This is a genomic window from Novosphingobium sp. LASN5T (genome assembly GCF_003856955.1).
Classification (GTDB): domain Bacteria; phylum Pseudomonadota; class Alphaproteobacteria; order Sphingomonadales; family Sphingomonadaceae; genus Novosphingobium.
This window is the reverse complement of record NZ_RQSI01000017.1, coordinates 78,945-96,527: the sequence shown is the minus strand read 5'-3', so window position 1 is coordinate 96,527 and position 17,583 is coordinate 78,945. Positions and strand designations below refer to the sequence as shown.

Below are 17,583 nucleotides of genomic sequence, written 5' to 3'. Positions count from 1 at the left end.
CGCCGGGCGTGGACCGCGTGGACGTGGAAACCGCGCGCGCGATGGCCGCCGCGGTCGAGGCCGCGCTGCCCGCCGACGCCGCCGTGATGGTCGCCGCCGTGGCCGACTGGCGCGCGGCGGACGAAGCGCCGCAGAAGCTCAAGAAGGACGGCTCGGGCGAAATTCCGCCGCTGCGCCTTGCCGAAAATCCCGATATTCTCGCCACGCTCTGCCGTTCGCCCGCGCGCCCGCCGCTGGTGGTAGGCTTCGCGGCGGAAACCGAGACCGTGATCGCCCACGCGCAGGCCAAGCTGGCGCGCAAGGGTGCCGACTGGATCGTCGCCAACGACGTGTCGGGCGACGTGATGGGCGGCGCGTTGAACGCGGTCCACATCGTCACCGCCGCAGGGGTCGAAAGCCTGCCCGAAATGCCCAAGGACCAGGTCGCCTCCGCGCTGGTCGAAAGGATTGCCGATGCACTCGCCTGAAACCGCCGCCGTTCCCGTCCGCGTCAAGCGCCTCCCCGGCGCCGGGGACCTGCCGCTGCCCGCCTATGCCACCGCCGGCGCGGCGGGCATGGACGTGGTTTCGGCCGAGGACGTGACCCTGGCCCCCGGCGCGCGCCACGCGGTCGCCACCGGCCTCGCCGTGGCGATTCCGCAAGGGTTCGAGATCCAGGTCCGTCCGCGTTCGGGCCTCGCGCTCAAGCACGGCGTCACGGTGCCCAACACGCCCGGCACGATCGATTCGGATTATCGCGGCGAATTGAAGGTCATCATGATCAACCTGGGCGCCGAACCCTTCGCCATCCGGCGCGGCGATCGCGTGGCGCAGCTGGTGCTCGCCCCGGTCACGCAGGCCAGCTGGCTGGAAGTGGACGAACTGGACGAAACCGCGCGCGGCGAAGGCGGCTTCGGATCGACCGGCGGGGTCGTTGCCTTCAGCGGTTAGCGCAGGGCGTACCGGGACCGGGGCATTTCGTCATTGCGAGCGCAAGCGAAGCAATCCAGCGCTCTGGATTGCCGCGGGGCTTCGCCCCTCGCAATGACGAATTAGGGGACGACTTAGGGGACGATTTCAGGACGGTTTTTCCGGCTTCAGCCGCGCGCGTTCAGCGCGGCTTCGCTTTCCGCCAGCAATTGCGCGATGATCGCGGTGACGGGTTCCTCCTTCGTCACCATGCCCACCGATTGCCCGGCCATGATCGATCCGCGCTCCACATCGCCGTCGATCACCGCGCGGCGCAGCGCGCCGGCCCAGAAATGCTCGATTTCGAGCTGCGCCGCCGCCATGTCCACCGTGCCCTGGTCCAGCAGCCGCGCCACTTCCACCTGCTTGGCGGTGAATTCCTCGGTGCCCTTGTTCTTCAGCGCGCGCACCGGGATCACCGGCAGGCGCGGATCGACCTGGACCGAGGCGATCGCATCGCGCGCGTTGGCGCGGAAGAAAGCCTGCTTGAACGCGGGATGGGCGATGGATTCGCTGGCGCAGGCAAAGCGCGTGCCCAGCTGCACGCCGCTGGCGCCCATTTCGAGGTAGGAGGCGATCATCTCGCCCCGGCCGATGCCGCCGGCCACGAACACCACGTGGTCCTCCGCCAGCGCCGGCAGGAATTCCTGCGCCAGCACACTGGTGGAAACCGGGCCGATATGGCCGCCGGCCTCGCTGCCTTCGATCACCAGCGCGTCCGCGCCCGAGCGCAGCAGCTTCTTCGCCAGCGCCAGCGTGGGCGCGAAAACCAGCACTTTCGCGCCGAAATCCTTGATCGCTTCCACGCTGCCCTTGGGCGGAATGCCGCCCGCCAGCACCACGTGGCCCACGCCATGCCGCGCGCAGACCGCGATCAGGTCGAACAGTTGCGGGTGCATGGTGATGAGGTTCACGCCGAACGGGCGGGCGGTGAGCGCCTTCGTCCCCGCGATTTCGGCATCGAGCAATTCGGGCGTCATCGCGCCGCAGGCGATCACGCCGAAGCCGCCGGCGTTGCTGATCGCGGCCACCAGATTGCGTTCGGAAACCCAGCTCATCGCGCCGCACAGGATGGCGTGTTCGGTGCCGAGGAACGCCGCGCCGCGCGCCATCAGCGCTGAAGTCTTCACAGGTGCCGTCATCAGGGTTCCCATCGTCCGTGCCAGAGCGGCAGCCCCTTAGGCCGCGCGGCGTGCGCCGACAAGAGCGGGGCGGCAAGAGCAGGGTGCGATAGCGGACAATGATCGGCGCAAGCGATGACTGTGACCGCTTTATCCCGTTTTACCAATCAGAGGGCGGGGCCTATACCGGTTTCAACACGAAGCGAAGCCGCTTCCCCGTTCCGGACTGGCACCATCCCCTCCCCCAGAGCCAGTCGGGTCGCGCCCCGCCTCCGGTTTATCCCCCCTATCCGGAGGCGGGGTTTCGCTTTCAGAAACAGTCCTTTACGCGGCGTCCAGCCCATAGGCGGTGTGGAGCACGCGCACCGCGAGTTCGGTCTCGTCCTCGTCGATCAGCACGGAAACCTTGATTTCGCTGGTGGAAATCGCCTGGATGTTGATCCCGCGATCGGCCAGCGCCTTGAACATCGTGCCGGCCACGCCCGCGTGGCTGCGCATGCCCACGCCCACGACGCTGATCTTGGCGACCTTGCTGTCGGCGATGATCCGGTAATAGCCGATCGTGTCCTTCTGCTCTTCCAGCAGCGCCTGCGTGCGCGCCAGGTCCGCCTGCGGCACGGTGAAGGTCACGTCGGTCTCGCCCTTGTCCTTGGCGACGTTCTGGATGATCATGTCGACGTTGATGTTGGCTTCGGCCAACGGGCCGAAAATGGTCGCCACCGCGCCCGGCCGGTCGGCAATGCGCGTCAGGGTGACCTTGGCGTCGTTCTTGTCGGCGGCGATGCCGGTGATCAACTGACGTTCCATTTCCAATCCTTCCAGTTCCCCGATCAGTTCATCCTCGCTGACGATCATCGTGCCGGGGATGCTGTCCGCCGGCGGCGCGTCGTCGTCGATGAAGGATGACAACACCTGCACCCGCACGCCTTCCTTCATGGCAAGGCTGACCGAGCGGGTCTGCAGGACCTTCGAGCCGACCGAGGCCAGCTCGAGCATTTCCTCGAACGTCACGTTCTTGAGCTTGCGCGCCTTGGCGACGATGCGGGGGTCGGTGGTATAGACGCCGTCGACGTCGGTATAGATGTCGCAGCGGTCGGCTTTCACCGCCGCTGCCACGGCCACCGCCGAGGTGTCGGAACCGCCACGGCCCAGCGTGGTCACGCGGTTGTCCGCGGTAAGTCCCTGAAAACCGGGAATAACGGCGATTTCGCCCGCGGCCATCGAGGCCAGCAGAGCTTCGGAATCGATCGTCTCGATGCGGGCCTTGGCATGGGCGTCGTCGGTGCGGACGGGCAATTGCCAGCCCAGCCACGAACGCGCCTTGCAGCCCAGCGCCTGGAGATGCATCGCGAGCAGCCCCGACGTCACCTGTTCGCCGCTGGCGACGACGACGTCGTATTCGGCAGGATCATACAGGGGATTGGCTTCGCGGCAGAAATTGACGAGCCGGTCGGTCTCTCCGGCCATCGCCGAAACCACCACCGCCACTTCGTGCCCGGCCGCCTGCTGGCGCTGCACGATCCGCGCGACACGGCGGATGCGCTCGGTGCCGGCCATTGATGTGCCGCCGAATTTCATCACGATCCGGGCCAAGGGGGTACTCCTGCCTGTGGGCGCAACGCACTGCGCAACAATCTTGCCCGCACAGCCCCTCGCCGTGCGGCGGGCGTCCTGTTAGGGATGCGTCATGAGCAATGCAACACCCTCGGCACTCGCGCCCACCATTCGCCCGGAGGAGGCGGCGCATTTCGGCAAGCTCGCGCAGGACTGGTGGAACCCGAAGGGCTCCTCGGCCATGCTGCACCGTCTCAACCCGGTGCGGCTGGGCTTCATCCGAAACGCCATCGATTCGCATTTCGGTACCAATCCCCGCTCGCTTAAGCCACTGGCAGGCCGGCGCGCGCTGGATGTAGGCTGCGGCGCCGGTCTGCTGTGCGAACCGCTTGCCCGGATGGGCGCGGCGGTTACTGGCGTCGACGCGGCGGCAGAGAACGTCGCGGCGGCGCAGACCCATGCGGCGGGCGGTGGCTTGGCCATCACCTATCGCCTGGGAGAGATCGGCGCACTGGACCTTGCCGGTTTCGACCTCGTCACCGCCATGGAGGTGATCGAGCACGTGGCCGACAAACCTGCCTTCGTCGCGGCGCTAGCGGCAGCGCTGGGCGAAGACGGGCTGATGGTCCTGTCCACCCCCAACCGCACGGCAGCTGCACGCCTGCTGCTGGTGGAAGGGGCGGAAACGCTGGGCATGGTGCCCCGCGGTACGCACCACTGGGACGATTTCGTCACCCCGGTGGAATTGCATGACCTGCTCTCCGAAGCAGGCCTGGTCATGGGTAATCCAATCGGTATCGCTTACAGTCCGACCAAGGGTTTGCACCTGTCGGATAATCTCGCACTCAATTACATAGTCACGGCAAGAAAGGGCTGATTCCATGGCCGAACGCTTTGAACGGCACAAACAACCCTGGACTGCTGATGAAATACATAAGCTACACACACTCGCAAAGAAGGGCATGGCGCTGAAGGCTATTGCCAAGGCGCTCACCCGCAGTGAGGAATCGGTGAAAATTCGGGCCAAGAACGATGGCCTGGGTATTGTGAAACTGCGCTAGGCGCTCAGGGCGGCAGCGGTTTGGAGAGAGCCCAGACCTTCCAGCCGGCAAGAGCCGTGACGGGCGGGAACGGGTTGACGTGCAAGACGCGCGGGAGCAGTTCCGTATGGGTCTTGTGGCGAAACAGGCTGCTCCAGAGCGACGCCCCCAGCGTTCCACGAAGGAACGCCAGATGCAGCAAGGTGCCCTCGCTGATGCGCGAGCGCCTTGCGCGGGCTTTCCATTTCAGGATGCCGAACAAGGCCACGGCCAGCATGGACAACGCTACGAGCGCCTTCGCGAGGAAGGCTGGCGTCAGCAGCAGCGCGATGATTGCAGTAGTCATAAGCGGCATGGTAACCGCATATGGTTAACAATCGGTTTTACCGTATTTCGGGGCGCCGCGTCACTCGCCCGAAGGCAGGAACTTTTCCACCAGATCGCGCGCCAGCCGGGCGGGGCGGTGCGTCACCGCGTCCACGCAGCACCAGCTGGAACGAACTTCGGCCAGCACGTCCTCGCCGCGCTTGATCACGGTTTCGTAGAAGGCCTTGGCGCCCTGCACCTTTTCCAGCACGACATGCGCGATCACCGTATCGTCCAGAAAAGTTGGCCGGCGATAGGTGATTTCGTGCTTGAGCGCGACCCACAGGTGCCGCGCCACCGCTTCCGCCGGGGCCAGCGCCTGCCAGTGGTCGATCACCGCCTCCTGCACCCATTTCAGGTAGCTGGCGTTGTTGACATGGCCCATGAAGTCGATGTCCGCCGGATCGACATTGATGGGATAGAGATGGGGATTCGCGTTATTCACAAGAATGTAGATAACACGAATCGCGCGCGGCCAACAGGGCCGCGCGCCACTCTTTATCGCACCGGCGGCTTCGACCCGGCGCGGCGCAACGCTTCCTCGATCGCCGCCACCGCCTGCGCCTCGCGGAACGGCCAGTCGCCCGCGATCCGGCGATAGGTCACGCCCGTGCGCACCAGCATGTCCTCGGCGATCGCGGCGAAGCGCGCGCGCTTCTCTTCGGTGCCGAAAAAGCGCGTGCCGTCGGCCACCCACGGCACGTCCGGCTCGAACAGCAGGTACAGATCCGCCTTGGGATAGGCCAGCAGCGCCTCGGGCACGTCGTCGAACAGCATCTGCGCCCAGGCCGCCGTCATCAGCGGATCGGTATCCAGCACCAGCACTTTCGGCTGGAGCAGCCCGGCGCCGCGCACCGCGCGGTCATGCCCCTCGGCGATTTCCAGCAGGTCGTCCATGGTCAGCTCCAGCCCCATGGTCTCGCAGAACGAACGCCCGTATTCGGGCACCCACGGCCAGCCGAACCGCTTGCGCAACCGGTCGGCCAGCACCGATTTTCCGGTGCTTTCGGCGCCATGAAAGCAGACCTGGATCACGCAAACACCTCATTCCCCGCCGGCCGCCGCGCCGCGCCGATCCACGCGCGCAGGCCCACCGCCGACATCACCAGAAACGCGCCGTACAGCGCCGCCAGCAGCGGCAACCCCCGCGCCAGATAGAGCGCGATCGAAACCACGTCGATCGCGATCCACAGCACCCAGTTCTCGATCCGGCGAAACGACAGCAGGAACTGCGCGGCGATGCTCGCCCCCGTCACCGCCGAATCCGCAAAGGGCAGCGCGGCATTGGTGAAGCGGTGCATCGCCCAGCCCAGCGAGAGGCTGAGCGCCGCCGTCACCCCGGCCCACGCGATTCGCTGCCGGGCGCTCATCCAGCCCACCGGCACGCCAGCTTCCTCGCCGTCTTTCGCCCGGCTCCACAGCCACCAGCCCCAGCCGTTGACCACGAAAAAGAACGCCTGCAGCCCGGTTTCGCCATAGAGCCGCGCGCGGAACAGCACGAAGGCCGTGGCCGTCACCATCGCCATGGCGGCGGGGAAGTTCCACACCGACCGCCGCACCAGCAGGGCGATGTTGATCAGGCCCAGAACGGCGGCCAGGGCCTCGACGGGGTTCACCGGCGCGCGCCGCTCAGCCCAGCGCCGCCGCCCATTCGGCGTCCTTGAACCCCACCAGCAGCCCGCCGGGATATTCCACGATCGGCCGCTTGATGGTGGAGGTATGCTCCGCCATCAGCGCCACCGCCTTGCCCGCGTCGAGATCGGCCTTGGCCGCGTCGTCCAGCTTGCGGAAGGTGGTGCCCGCCTTGTTGAGCACCTTGTCCAGCCCCGCCTGCGCCACCCAGCCCGCGATCCGCGCCGGGTCCGCGCCCTGCTTCTTGTAGTCGTGGAAGGTATAAGCGATGCCTCTGGTTTCCAGCCAGCTACGCGCCTTCTTCACGGTATCGCAGTTGGGAATGCCGTAGAGGGTTAGTGTCATGGAATTTCCTATTCACACGCTTCCGCTCGTGAGGAGCGCACATACAAAACATCACGACTATCGCGAGCAGTGATAGAGAACCGTCCGCCAAAGTCTTTTGGGCTACGCAGATCGCGAGGCAGGTCAGACGATTTAGGCAAGAGCGGCCAAAAATAGCCGATGCCTCGCTCATTCCGAAATTCATACCTGCCATTTGGCTGCGGGTTCAGTGCCATGGCAGGTGAAACTGAAAGTCGATACCCTTCCTTTGCGGGTTCGAGCACATAGGCAAATGCGTGCCTTTCTGCGTCACCCACACGAATTCTGCCGGGCTCCACTTCAAGCCATGGCGCGTTGTCCGCGATGTAGCATCCATACACCCGTTCGGACGGCATCGGTTCCGGTCGCAGAAAAACGCGAGCCAACAAGACCAGCACGAGAAGTGGCCCCAGCAGGATGCCCCAACCCAGTAACTTGGCGCGAAAAGGCACCTTTGCGAAAAACGCGTCCACGCTCATGTCGTTCGAATTTGCGTTCTTGCTACGTCTGAAACAGCCTGCACCCCGTTGGGAATGCCGTAAACGGTCAGGGCCACGCGCCGATCCTTTGCGTCAGACTTTCCAGTCCCTTAGCGTCGATCGGCACGGGCGGCAAACAGCGCGATTACGGATGCGGCGCTATGCCCCGTCCCGGCAGAAGCGGCGCGTCCGCGTGGGGTTGCCGGCATAAAGCGTGTAATTCTGGTAGTAGGCATCGCGCGAACGCCCCTGCACCTCGATGTGCGCCACCTGCCGCCGCCAGCCCAGCGCGGCCTCCTCGCTTTCCCATTCGGACAGCGCCAGCACCTCGCCATCGTCGGCGTGGTAGCTCTTGAACGAGACGAAGCCGGGCTGCGTGCGCGCCAGGCGCTCCATGCGCGCGGCATCGACGGAATAGGCATCGGCATCGATGTCGGCGCGCTTGCGGTTGCGGAAAACGACGATGAACATGCGCGCTTTCTAACAGAATGTTACCAAAATGGGCGCAAATTCTGCGATAGCCGCAAAGTGCGGCGATGAATATCGCAGACAAGCATGCCGGCATGGACATTTCCGGCGAATCCCGACAAAGCCGCAGCCCATGAGCCTGAACAGCTTCGGACACGTCTTCCGCTTCACCACCTGGGGGGAAAGCCATGGCCCCGCGCTTGGCGCGGTCGTCGACGGGTGCCCGCCCGGCATCCCGCTGACCGAAACGGACATCCAGCCGTTCCTCGACGCGCGCCGCCCCGGCCAGTCGCGCTTCACCACGCAGCGGCAGGAACCCGATCAGGTCCGCATCCTTTCGGGCGTGTTCGAGACGGCCGACGGCGTGCGGCGCACCACCGGCACCCCGATCAGCCTGATGATCGAGAACGTGGACCAGCGTTCGAAGGACTATGGCGACGTGGCCAAGGCCTATCGCCCCGGCCATGCCGACTATGCCTATGATGCCAAGTACGGTTTTCGCGATTATCGCGGCGGCGGGCGGTCCTCCGCGCGCGAAACCGCCGCGCGCGTGGCGGCGGGCGCGGTGGCGCGCAAAGTGCTGGACGGCGTGGCGATCACCGGCTGGGTCAGCGAAATCGGCGGCGACGCGATCGATCCCGCCCGGTTCGATGCGGCGGAAATCGGCCGGAATCCGTTCTTCTGCCCCGATGCCGAAGCCGCCGCGCGCTGGGAAAAGCGGGTGGACGAGGCGCGCAAGGCCGGCTCCTCGCTGGGCGCGGTGGTCGAATGCGTGGCCACCGGCGTCCCCGCCGGCTGGGGTGCGCCGCTCTATGCCAAGCTCGATGCCGAACTTGCCCACGCGATGATGGGAATCAACGCGGTGAAGGGCGTGGAAATCGGTGATGGCTTCGCCGCCGCGCGCAACACCGGCGAAGGCAACGCCGATCCGATGCGCCCCAAGCGGCCGGACGAGGGCAACGACGGCCCAGCGTTCCTCGCCAACCATGCTGGCGGCGTGGCCGGCGGCATTTCCACCGGCCAGCCGGTGGTGGTGCGCGTGGCGTTCAAGCCCACATCGTCGATTCTCACGCCGATGCCCACGATCACGCGCGAGGGCGAGGCGACCGAGCTGTTCACCAAGGGCCGCCACGATCCGTGCGTGGGCATTCGCGGCGTGCCGGTGGTGGAAGCGATGATGGCGCTGGTGCTGGCCGACCAGAAGCTGCTGCACCGCGCGCAGACCGGGCGCTGAGGCGGCAGAGACCCGCTTCACCCCTCCCCGTTATCCCGGGCTTGACCCGGTATCCAACTGGAATAGCGGGAAAATCGGGATCCCGGATCACGTCCGGGATAACGGCGGTGCAATCCGTTACGAGACGGACACAGGAAGCCTACCGCCCCTGCCATTCCGGCGCGCGCTTTTCGGCGAAGGCGCGCGGCCCTTCGGCGGCATCGGCGCTGTTGAACCACGTCCCGAACGCGGGATAGCGCGCCTGGTTGGCGAGCGCGGAAGCCAGATCGGGTTCGTCCAGCCCGCGCATCACCGCCTGCTTGGACGCGCGGACGGAAAGCGGCGCGCCTTTCAGGATCGCCGCCGTCCAGCGCTCCACCGCCGCGTCCAGGTCCCCATCGGGCACCACCTCGGTCACGAAGCCCAGCCGCTCGCCCTCGCGCGCGTCGACCCGGCGCGAGGCGAGGATCATGCCCATCGCCTGCTTCAGGCCGATCTGGCGGGCAAGGCGGTGCACGCCACCGCCCAGCGCCACCGCGCCCACCAGCGGTTCGGGCAGGCCGAATCCCGCGCTTTCTACCGCGATGATGATGTCGCAGGCCAGCGCCAGTTCGAACCCGCCGCCCAGCGCCAGGCCGTTCACCGCCGCGATGATCGGCTTGTCGCAATCGAACCGCTGGATCAGGCCGGCATAGCCGTGCGCCGGATAGGGCTTGCGCCCCTCCGCCACCACGGATTTCAGATCGGTGCCGGCGCAGAAGGCCCGGCCCGCGCCCGTTACCACGCAGATCCACTGTTCCGGATCGGCGGCGAAGGCGTTGAACGCCTGCTCCAGTTCTTCGTGCATCGCCGCATTGATGGCGTTCAGCACTTCCGGCCGCGCCAGTTCGATCCGCGTCACCCGTCCGCGCCGTTCCACCCTGATATGCTGCATCCCATCCCTCTTTCCTGATTTTCGCGGAGCAACCTATGCACCTTTGTCGTGGATGAACACCCGCCGATGGCGTTGCGGGGGGCGGATACGGCCGTTAGTCTCAGCCGCAACAACTGCAGCGACATTTCAGCGGGAGCGATCGTCCCTTGGCCAAGCGCCTTACCCTCTACATCGTGATCGGCATGATCGCCGGCATCCTCGTCGGCTATGCGCTCAACCGCGCCTACCCCGCCAGCGATCCCTCGCTCGTCTTCTATGCCGATCTGCTGAAGCTGCTGCCGGAGATTTTCCTCCACCTTATCAAGATGATCATCGCGCCGCTGGTCTTCGCCACGCTGGTCAGCGGCATCGCCGGCATGGGCGATAGCGCCGCGCTCGGGCGGATCGGCGGGCGGGCGCTGGGCTGGTTCATCACCGCCAGCCTCATCTCGATCGGGCTGGGGCTGGTGCTGGTCAACCTGTTCCAGCCCGGCGTCGGCCTCGCGTTCGAGGCGGCGGGGCCGGTCAAGGATCTGGCGACGGCGGACTTCACGCTGCGCCACTTCATCCTGGCCGTGTTCCCCACCAGCATCATCGACGCGATGGCCCGCAACGATGTGCTGCAAGTGCTTGTATTCTCGTTGTTCTTCGGCGTCGCGCTGTCGGCGCTGGGCAAGAAGGGCACGATGATCGTCGAAGGGTGCGATGCGCTGGCGCAAGTCATGCTCACGATCACCGACTACGTGATGCGCCTTGCCCCGCTTGCGGTGTTCGGTGCGCTCGCCGCCGTGATCGCCACCAAGGGCCTTGGCATTATCATTACCTACGGCGTGTTCGTCAGCGAATTCTATTTCGGCCTGCTGCTGCTGTGGACGCTGCTGTTCGCGATGGGCACCGCGTTCCTGGGCAAACGCGCGCTGCTGCTCGCGCGCTACATCCGCCAGCCGGTGCTGCTCGCCTTCTCCACCGCCAGTTCGGAAAGCGCGCTGCCCAAGCTGTTCGAACAGCTCGACCGCTTCGGCGTGCCGCGCCGTATATCGGGCTTCGTGCTGCCGCTGGGCTACAGCTTCAACCTCGACGGGTCGATGATGTACACCAGCTTCGCCACGATGTTCATCGCGCAGGCTTACAACATCCCGCTCTCCGCCGGGCAGCAGATCGCCATGCTGCTCACGCTGATGGTCACCTCGAAGGGCATCGCCGGCGTGCCGCGCGCCAGCCTCGTCGTGATCGCGGCCACGCTGACGCAGTTCGGCCTGCCGGTGGAGGGCGTGGCGCTGCTGCTCGGCGTGGATACGTTCCTCGACATGGGCCGCACCGCCACCAACGTCGTCGGCAACGCGGTGGCGACGTCGGTCATCACCAAGTGGGAAGGCATGTTGCAGCCCCCGCTCGATCCCGATGCCGAACCGCCGATGCCCCCGCACGGCACGCCCGAACATGGCCGGAAGGGGCTCAATCTCGATCCGGATCAGTAGGCCCGATCAGTAAGGACGGGGCGCAACGCCAAAGCACCCGGACTCCCCGAAATGAGACCCCAAACCGCGCAAAACGTAACGTAACGAAGCGCCTGAGGTGACGTTACAGGAAGGGTCTGGCGCCAGGCCTCGCCCCCGCCCCGTCGCCAGAAAAACCCTACTTTTTCAACTTCTTAGCCAGATCCACCGGCTGGAAACTGCCCAGCCCGCACGATCCGCGCGGGCCGCCACCACCGCCCGTGGCGATCACGGTGATGATGTCGGTGTTGCACAGCTGCGACAGCGAGGTCGCGTAGCTGAACGCCCGCTCGAAGCCCAGCGAACTGCAGCGATAGGGCAGCGTGTTGCGGTACCACTTGTTGCCCGCCGTGCGGAAATCGATCGTCCAGTCGTCGCGCACCTGGCTTTCGCGAATCCCGACCAGCGGAATGCAACTGACCGCCGGGCCGGTGGGCGTGGCGGCGGGCACGTCGCGCCGGTGTCCGTCGGTTGAGGTAGTGCGGGTGTTTGGGGTACTGGCGGCCATCCCCATCGAACCACCGATCGCGGTGGCGGCAGCGGCGGCCAGTATCAGGCCGGCGGCAAATCCCGTGCGCTTCATGGCGTGCTCTCCTTGCTTGCCCGCGTTTTCGTGCGCGCGGCGGGCGCTTTCGCGGAGTCGGGCTTCACGCCCTTGGCCGGAGTTTTCGCCTTGTAGGCGCAAAGGTCAATCACCGGGCAGCGCCAGCATTCGGGCGTGCGCGCCTTGCAGATATAGCGGCCGTGCAGGATCAGCCAGTGGTGCGCGCCTACGCGGAACGGCTGCGGCACCTTCTTTTCGAGCTGCTTCTCCACCGCCAGCGGCGTCTTGCCCTTCGCCAACCCGGTGCGGTTGCCCACGCGGAAGATATGCGTGTCGACGGCGAACGTCTCCGCGCCGAACGCGCAGTTCATCACGACATTGGCGGTCTTGCGGCCCACGCCGGGCAGTTCGGTCAGCTTGTCGCGGTCGGCCGGAACCTCGCCGCCGTAATCGCGCACCAGGATTTCGGACAGCGCGATCACATTCCTGGCCTTGGCGTTGAACAGGCCGATCGTCTTGACGTGCTGCTTCAGCCCTTCTTCGCCCAGATCGATCATCGCCTGCGGCGTCTTCACGTCGCGAAACAGCGCGCGCGTGGCCTTGTTGACGCCCACGTCGGTCGCCTGCGCCGAAAGCACCACCGCCACCAGCAGCTGATAGGTATTGCCGAACTCCAGCTCGGTCTGCGGATCGGGGTTGGTTTCCGCCAGCCGCCGGAAGAACTCGAAGATCGCGTCCTTCTTCAAAGCCCCAGCACCTCCGGCATGGTGTAGCGCCCGGCCGCGCGGCCGATCAGCCATTCCGCCGCGTGCACCGCGCCCCGGGCAAAAATCGCCCTGTTTTCCGCGAGATGCGACAGCGAAACACGCTCGTTGTCGGCCAGGAAATGCACGGTGTGGTCGCCCGCCACGGTGCCGCCGCGCAGCGAAGCGAAGCCGATCGTGCCCGCTTTCCGCGCCCCGGTGATGCCATCGCGCCCGCGCACCGCTTCCTCGGCCAGCGACACGGCGCGGCCCTTCGCCGCCGCCTCGCCCAGCAGCAGCGCGGTGCCCGAAGGCGCGTCCACTTTCATGCGGTGGTGCGTCTCGACGATCTCGATGTCCCAGTCCTCGCCCAGCCGGCTCGCCGCCTCGCGCACCAGATGGGCGAGCAGCGTCACCCCCAGCGAGGTGTTGCCGGTCTGGAGCACGGCCACCGCATCCGCCGCCGCATCGCACAGGAAATGGTGGCGTTCCTCCAGCCCCGTGGTGCCGATCACGATCGGCACGCCCGCCGACACCGCCGCATCGAGATTGCCTTCGAGCGCCGCCGGAGCCGAGAAATCGACCAGCACGTCGCTCGCCCGCGCCAGCGCCAGCACATCGCCGCCCCGGTCGATTCCGCCCGCCAGATCATGCCCCGCCGCCGCAACCGCCGCGCGCAGCGCCTGCCCCATGCGTCCTTCACTGCCGATAATTCCGATTCTGGCCATGGCTCACCCCGTTTGCGCGGAGCTTCATGGGCGCGATGCGCGCACTGCGCAATATCGTCGTCCGCCCCGGCGCGGGCATCTGCACGGCGAGCCTGCGAAACCCGGAGATAATCTGACCTCCAACATAAAATACATTATATCAATCGCTTATATTTATTCGGAGCCATCGCCCCGCGAGGGTCGCTGCACAGACGGCAACCTTGCAGACGGTTTGTTAACCAAGCCGATTTATAACGCTTTTCATCGCACTTATCGAATCACGGCAATTCATCGCATAAACGATCCAAGCGGATCGATTTTTTGCCTACATCTTGGATTCAGGGGGCATAATTGCTCCCATTCTTGGCCTCGACCGGCTGTGGGAGAACCACCGCGTCGACACGCTATGCAGAGTTGTAGATAAAAAGGTCGAGCCGATGAATTTGAGCTTTAGAGCCTGATCATGCGCTTACGGGCAGCCTGTCAAAGCTGTCGTTGATCTGAGCGCGGCAAAGCGCAAAGATACGAAATGAGCGTTCTACTCGATGCCTATGGCAGTCCCTTCGACCCGCGCCCATTGATCGCACGCTGGAAGCAGGGGGATAGCAACGTCATCAGTCTGTTGTGGGAGCGCCTTCATCACCAGGGTGAATTGGGCTCGGCATCGTTCGCTGCCGTCCCTGATTTGGTAAATCTGTTGGAGTCGTTGGATCATCCCGATTGGAACATATATGGGCTCGTTGCCACCATCGAAGAGGTGCGAGCTCTGAAAGGTGAGATGCCTCCCGTGGCTTTGGCTTCAGCGTATTCAATTGCTTGGACATCAGTCCTGCCGTTGGCCCTGCGTGATCTGGCGGAAGCATCGGAGGATAAGCTGGTGCGCAGTTTAATCGCTACAATCGCTCATGCCAAAGGGCAGCACACACTTGGAGCACTTGCCCTTTGCACGGAGGACGAGAGACAGGAAATGCTGGGTTAGCTCACGCTATGGCAGCCATCCAGAACATCGTGATCCTCACCGGTGCGGGCATCAGTGCGGAAAGCGGCATCGATACGTTTCGCGGAGCGGGCGGGTTGTGGGAGAACCACCGGGTGGAGGACGTTGCCACGCCCGAAGCCTTCGCGCGCGATCCCGATCTGGTGCTGCGCTTCTACGACATGCGCCGCGCGGCGATCCAGACGCGCGAGCCCAATGCCGCCCACGCCGCGCTCGCGCGGCTGGACCGGGAATGGCGGGGCAACCTGTTGATCGTGACGCAAAATGTGGATGACCTGCATGAGCGCGGGGGCGCAAGAAGAGTGCTCCACATGCACGGCGAGCATCTCAACGCCTGGTGCACCGCCTGCGACGCGCGTTCGCGCTGGACCGGGCCGCTGATCGACCGCCCGCCCTGCCCGGTGTGCGGCACCCCGGCGCTGCGGCCGGACATCGTGTGGTTCGGCGAGATGCCCTATCGCATGGAAGAGATTTACGACGCGCTGCGCGCGGCGGACCTGTTCGTCTCGATCGGGACTTCGGGCGCGGTCTATCCCGCCGCCGGCTTCGTCCGCAACGCGCGCGATCTGGGCGCGGCCACGCTGGAGCTCAATCTCGAACGCTCGCAGGGGTCCGGCTGGTTCGACGAAAGCCGCCTTGGCCCCGCGACCGAACTGGTCCCGGCCTGGGTGGGCGAACTGCTGGGCTGACTGTTTTAATTCGCGCAGAGATCGCGGAGGACGCGGAGGAAAGCGCGTCGGCGCAGCCGACCTGCATTGAACCTGGCCTTCGGCCCTGCTTCTCCGCGCCCTCCGCGATCTCTGCGCGAACCCTGTTAAACGCCGCCACACCCCCGGCATTCGGGGTCTTTCGCGATGCGCATCGCGCGCAGCGAGGGCTTGAGGCCGTCGAACACGTGCAACTGGCCCCACTGCGGATCGCCAAGCGAGGCCACGCCTTCCAGCAGCGCGCGCAGGGCGTGCATCGCCCCGAACGCGCCGATCATGCCCACCATCGCGCCCAGCACGCCCAGATCGGCGCAGGAATCGCAGTCCTCGGCATCGAAGGCATCGCCCACGAAGCAGCGGTAGCAGGAATGCCCTGCGCGATGGCCGGCGAAGTTCGCCACCTGTCCCTGGAAGCGGCCGAGCGCGGCGCTGGTCAGCGGAATGCCAGCCGCCACGCAGGCGTCCGACACCGCCAGCCGCGTGGCAAAGTTGTCGCAGCCATCGAGCACGAGGTCCGCTCCGGCGATCAGTTCCGCCGCGTTGCCCCGGTCGATCCGCGCCACGCGCACGTCGAAATTGATTGCCGGATCAAAGGCTTGGAGCCATTCGCCGGCCACGTCCGCTTTCGGCCGCCCGATCGCGGCGGGGGTGAAGATCGTCTGGCGCTGGAGGTTCGATGCCTCGATCGCGTCGTCGTCGATCAGCGTGAAGCGCCCGATCCCCGCGCCCGCCAGGTATTGCAGCGCGGGCGAGCCGATTCCGCCCAGCCCCACCAGCACCACGTGCGAACGGACCAGCTTCGCCTGCCCCGCCCCGCCCACATCGGGCAGAACGATGTGGCGGGCGAAGCGGTCCAGTCTGTCCGGCGTCAGCGTCATGCCGCGAACCCGGCGGTCAGGCCGCCTCGGCCTTGCTGCCCGCCAGTTCCAGGTTGAGCATTTCCGCCAGCAGGAACGCCAGTTCCAGCGATTGCCCGGCGTTGAGGCGCGGATCGCAATGCGTGTGATAGCGGTCCGCCAGCCCTTCCTGCGTGATCGCGATCGCGCCGCCGGTGCATTCGGTCACGTCCTTGCCGGTCATCTCGATGTGAATGCCGCCGGCATGGGTGCCTTCGGCGCGGTGGACGGCGAAAAAGCCCTTCACTTCCGAGAGGATACGGTCGAACGGACGGGTCTTGTAGCCGTTGTCCGCCTTGATCACGTTGCCGTGCATCGGATCGCAGCTCCACACCACGGGATGCCCTTCGCGCTTCACCGCGCGCACCAGCGCCGGCAGGCCGGCCTCGACCTTGTCGTGCCCGAAGCGGCTGATCAGCGTGATCCGGCCCGCCTCGCGCGCCGGATTCAGCGTGTCGAGCAGGCGCAGCAGCGCGTCGGGCGCCAGGCTCGGCCCGCACTTCATGCCGATCGGGTTGCCCACGCCGCGCAGGAACTCGACATGCGCGGAGCCGTCGAACCGCGTGCGATCGCCGATCCACAGCATGTGCGCGCTGGTGTCATACCAGTCGCCGGTCAGCGAATCCTGCCGCGTCATCGCCTGTTCGTACTGCAGCAGCAGCGCTTCGTGGCTGGTGTAGAAGCTGGTGCCCTGCAGCTGCGGCACGCTCGACGGATCGACGCCGCAGGCCTGCATGAAGTCCAGCGCCTCGCCGATCTTGTCGGCCATTTCGGTGAACTTCGCCGCCCACGGGCTGCGGCCGACGAAATCGAGCGTCCACTGGTGGACCTGGCGCAGGTTGGCATAGCCGCCGCCGGCGAAGGCACGCAGCAGGTTCAGCGTCGCCGCCGACTGGCTATAGGCGCGCAGCATCCGGTCGGGATCGGGAATCCGCGATTCGGGCGTGAAATCAATGCCGTTGATGTTGTCGCCGAGGTAGCTCGGCAGTTCCACGCCGCCCTGCGCTTCCACCGGCGAGGAGCGCGGCTTGGCGAACTGCCCGGCCATGCGGCCGACCTTTACCACCGGCTGCTTGCTGGCGAAGGTCAGCACCACCGCCATCTGCAGCAGCACGCGGAACGTGTCGCGAATCGTGTTCGGATGGAACTCGGCAAAGCTTTCGGCGCAGTCCCCGCCCTGGAGCAGGAAACCCTTGCCCGCGCCCACTTTCGCCAGCTCGGCCTTCAGCGCGCGTGCTTCGCCCGCAAAGACCAGCGGCGGAAAGCTCGTCAGGGTCGTCTCGACCTCGCCCAGCTTTTCGGCATCGGGATAAGCCGGCATGTGCCGCGCTTCTTGTCCCCGCCATGAATCCGCAGTCCAGTTGCTTGCCACGTTTCCTTCCTTTCAAGGGGCGGG

At 65.9% G+C, this 17,583-nt stretch carries 23 protein-coding genes; 8 read left to right on the top strand and 15 right to left on the bottom strand.

Features of this window, described 5'->3' with window-relative positions:
* Together EH199_RS13130 and dut are read left to right on the top strand one after the other, a co-directional pair.
* On the top strand, positions 1-467 hold a 467-nt coding region (locus EH199_RS13130), incomplete at its 5' end, for a phosphopantothenoylcysteine decarboxylase (protein WP_305036970.1).
* Positions 454-930, top strand: a complete 477-nt coding sequence (gene dut, locus EH199_RS13125; protein ID WP_124809739.1) for a dUTP diphosphatase — start codon at positions 454-456, stop codon at positions 928-930. The genes EH199_RS13130 and dut, both read left to right, overlap by 14 nt.
* A 146-nt stretch (positions 931-1,076) precedes the next feature.
* Here the strand turns inward: dut and EH199_RS13120 are convergent, their stop codons facing one another.
* Together EH199_RS13120 and EH199_RS13115 are read right to left on the bottom strand one after the other, a co-directional pair.
* Positions 1,077-2,090 (bottom strand): nitronate monooxygenase family protein, encoded by a 1,014-nt coding sequence (locus EH199_RS13120; RefSeq protein ID WP_124809738.1) that lies wholly within the window; start codon positions 2,088-2,090, stop codon positions 1,077-1,079.
* 303 nt (positions 2,091-2,393) lie between these two features.
* Positions 2,394-3,647 (bottom strand): aspartate kinase, encoded by a 1,254-nt coding sequence (locus EH199_RS13115; protein WP_190287263.1) that lies wholly within the window; start codon positions 3,645-3,647, stop codon positions 2,394-2,396.
* A 109-nt stretch (positions 3,648-3,756) separates the two neighbouring features.
* Between EH199_RS13115 and ubiG the strand changes: the two genes are divergently transcribed.
* Positions 3,757-4,500, top strand: coding sequence for a bifunctional 2-polyprenyl-6-hydroxyphenol methylase/3-demethylubiquinol 3-O-methyltransferase UbiG (gene ubiG, locus EH199_RS13110; protein ID WP_124809736.1), 744 nt, complete (start codon positions 3,757-3,759; stop codon positions 4,498-4,500).
* Between the two features lie 4 nt (positions 4,501-4,504).
* Positions 4,505-4,684, top strand: a complete 180-nt coding sequence (locus EH199_RS13105) for a hypothetical protein (protein ID WP_124809735.1) — start codon at positions 4,505-4,507, stop codon at positions 4,682-4,684.
* A gap of 4 nt (positions 4,685-4,688) precedes the next feature.
* Here EH199_RS13105 and EH199_RS13100 read toward each other — a convergent pair whose 3' ends face one another.
* The 7 genes from EH199_RS13100 to EH199_RS13070 all read right to left on the bottom strand — a co-directional run bounded on the left by EH199_RS13100 (position 4,689) and on the right by EH199_RS13070 (position 7,974).
* Positions 4,689-5,009, bottom strand: coding sequence for a DUF1294 domain-containing protein (locus EH199_RS13100; RefSeq protein ID WP_158453933.1), 321 nt, complete (start codon positions 5,007-5,009; stop codon positions 4,689-4,691).
* Positions 5,010-5,069: 60 nt separating this feature from the next.
* Positions 5,070-5,474, bottom strand: coding sequence for a thioesterase family protein (locus EH199_RS13095; RefSeq protein ID WP_124809733.1), 405 nt, complete (start codon positions 5,472-5,474; stop codon positions 5,070-5,072).
* A 53-nt stretch (positions 5,475-5,527) separates the two neighbouring features.
* Positions 5,528-6,064: an AAA family ATPase gene (locus tag EH199_RS13090; protein ID WP_124809732.1), complete on the bottom strand. Its 537-nt coding sequence runs from the start codon at positions 6,062-6,064 to the stop codon at positions 5,528-5,530.
* Positions 6,061-6,645: a nicotinamide riboside transporter PnuC gene (gene pnuC / locus EH199_RS13085; RefSeq protein WP_124809731.1), complete on the bottom strand. Its 585-nt coding sequence runs from the start codon at positions 6,643-6,645 to the stop codon at positions 6,061-6,063. The genes EH199_RS13090 and pnuC overlap by 4 nt, the downstream gene beginning before the upstream one ends.
* Before the next feature lie 13 nt (positions 6,646-6,658).
* A complete protein-coding gene (locus EH199_RS13080; protein ID WP_124809730.1) occupies positions 6,659-7,006 on the bottom strand; it encodes an arsenate reductase in 348 nt (115 codons plus the stop codon).
* Between the two features lie 8 nt (positions 7,007-7,014).
* Complete coding sequence (locus EH199_RS13075) at positions 7,015-7,497, bottom strand: hypothetical protein (protein WP_124809729.1); 483 nt, start codon at positions 7,495-7,497, stop codon at positions 7,015-7,017.
* Positions 7,498-7,662: 165 nt separating this feature from the next.
* Positions 7,663-7,974 (bottom strand): antibiotic biosynthesis monooxygenase, encoded by a 312-nt coding sequence (locus tag EH199_RS13070; RefSeq protein WP_124809728.1) that lies wholly within the window; start codon positions 7,972-7,974, stop codon positions 7,663-7,665.
* 130 nt (positions 7,975-8,104) lie between these two features.
* On the opposite strand from EH199_RS13070, the gene aroC reads away from it, so the two are divergent.
* The gene (gene aroC / locus EH199_RS13065) at positions 8,105-9,205 is read left to right on the top strand and encodes a chorismate synthase (protein ID WP_124809727.1); all 1,101 of its coding nucleotides are present in this window, start codon (positions 8,105-8,107) and stop codon (positions 9,203-9,205) included.
* A gap of 139 nt (positions 9,206-9,344) precedes the next feature.
* Here the strand turns inward: aroC and EH199_RS13060 are convergent, their stop codons facing one another.
* Positions 9,345-10,118 carry an enoyl-CoA hydratase-related protein gene (locus tag EH199_RS13060; protein ID WP_124809726.1) on the bottom strand — a complete coding sequence of 258 codons (774 nt, stop codon included), beginning with the start codon at positions 10,116-10,118 and terminating at the stop codon, positions 9,345-9,347.
* A 146-nt stretch (positions 10,119-10,264) separates the two neighbouring features.
* Here EH199_RS13060 and EH199_RS13055 point away from each other — a divergent pair, with 146 nt between their 5' ends.
* A complete protein-coding gene (locus EH199_RS13055) occupies positions 10,265-11,575 on the top strand; it encodes a dicarboxylate/amino acid:cation symporter (protein ID WP_124809725.1) in 1,311 nt (436 codons plus the stop codon).
* A 157-nt stretch (positions 11,576-11,732) separates the two neighbouring features.
* Here the strand turns inward: EH199_RS13055 and EH199_RS13050 are convergent, their stop codons facing one another.
* From EH199_RS13050 to dapB, 3 genes are read right to left on the bottom strand one after another with little or no spacing between them, the layout of a single operon-like run.
* Positions 11,733-12,176, bottom strand: coding sequence for a hypothetical protein (locus EH199_RS13050; RefSeq protein ID WP_124809724.1), 444 nt, complete (start codon positions 12,174-12,176; stop codon positions 11,733-11,735).
* Positions 12,173-12,883 (bottom strand): endonuclease III, encoded by a 711-nt coding sequence (nth, locus tag EH199_RS13045; protein ID WP_124809723.1) that lies wholly within the window; start codon positions 12,881-12,883, stop codon positions 12,173-12,175. Before nth ends, EH199_RS13050 begins: the two co-directional genes overlap by 4 nt.
* Entirely contained in the window at positions 12,880-13,608 is a 729-nt protein-coding gene (gene dapB, locus EH199_RS13040) for a 4-hydroxy-tetrahydrodipicolinate reductase (RefSeq protein WP_124809722.1), read from the bottom strand. Before dapB ends, nth begins: the two co-directional genes overlap by 4 nt.
* Positions 13,609-14,116: 508 nt before the next feature.
* Between dapB and EH199_RS13035 the strand changes: the two genes are divergently transcribed.
* Entirely contained in the window at positions 14,117-14,566 is a 450-nt protein-coding gene (locus tag EH199_RS13035; RefSeq protein WP_124809721.1) for a hypothetical protein, read from the top strand.
* Positions 14,567-14,574: 8 nt separating this feature from the next.
* The gene (locus EH199_RS13030) at positions 14,575-15,273 is read left to right on the top strand and encodes an NAD-dependent deacylase (protein WP_124809720.1); all 699 of its coding nucleotides are present in this window, start codon (positions 14,575-14,577) and stop codon (positions 15,271-15,273) included.
* A 125-nt stretch (positions 15,274-15,398) separates the two neighbouring features.
* Here the strand turns inward: EH199_RS13030 and EH199_RS13025 are convergent, their stop codons facing one another.
* Together EH199_RS13025 and EH199_RS13020 are read right to left on the bottom strand one after the other, a co-directional pair.
* Positions 15,399-16,169: a HesA/MoeB/ThiF family protein gene (locus EH199_RS13025; RefSeq protein ID WP_190287262.1), complete on the bottom strand. Its 771-nt coding sequence runs from the start codon at positions 16,167-16,169 to the stop codon at positions 15,399-15,401.
* Positions 16,170-16,185: 16 nt separating this feature from the next.
* On the bottom strand, positions 16,186-17,559 hold the full coding sequence (locus tag EH199_RS13020; protein ID WP_124809719.1) for a class II 3-deoxy-7-phosphoheptulonate synthase: 1,374 nt from the start codon (positions 17,557-17,559) through the stop codon (positions 16,186-16,188).
* Between the last annotated feature and the right edge of the window lie 24 nt (positions 17,560-17,583).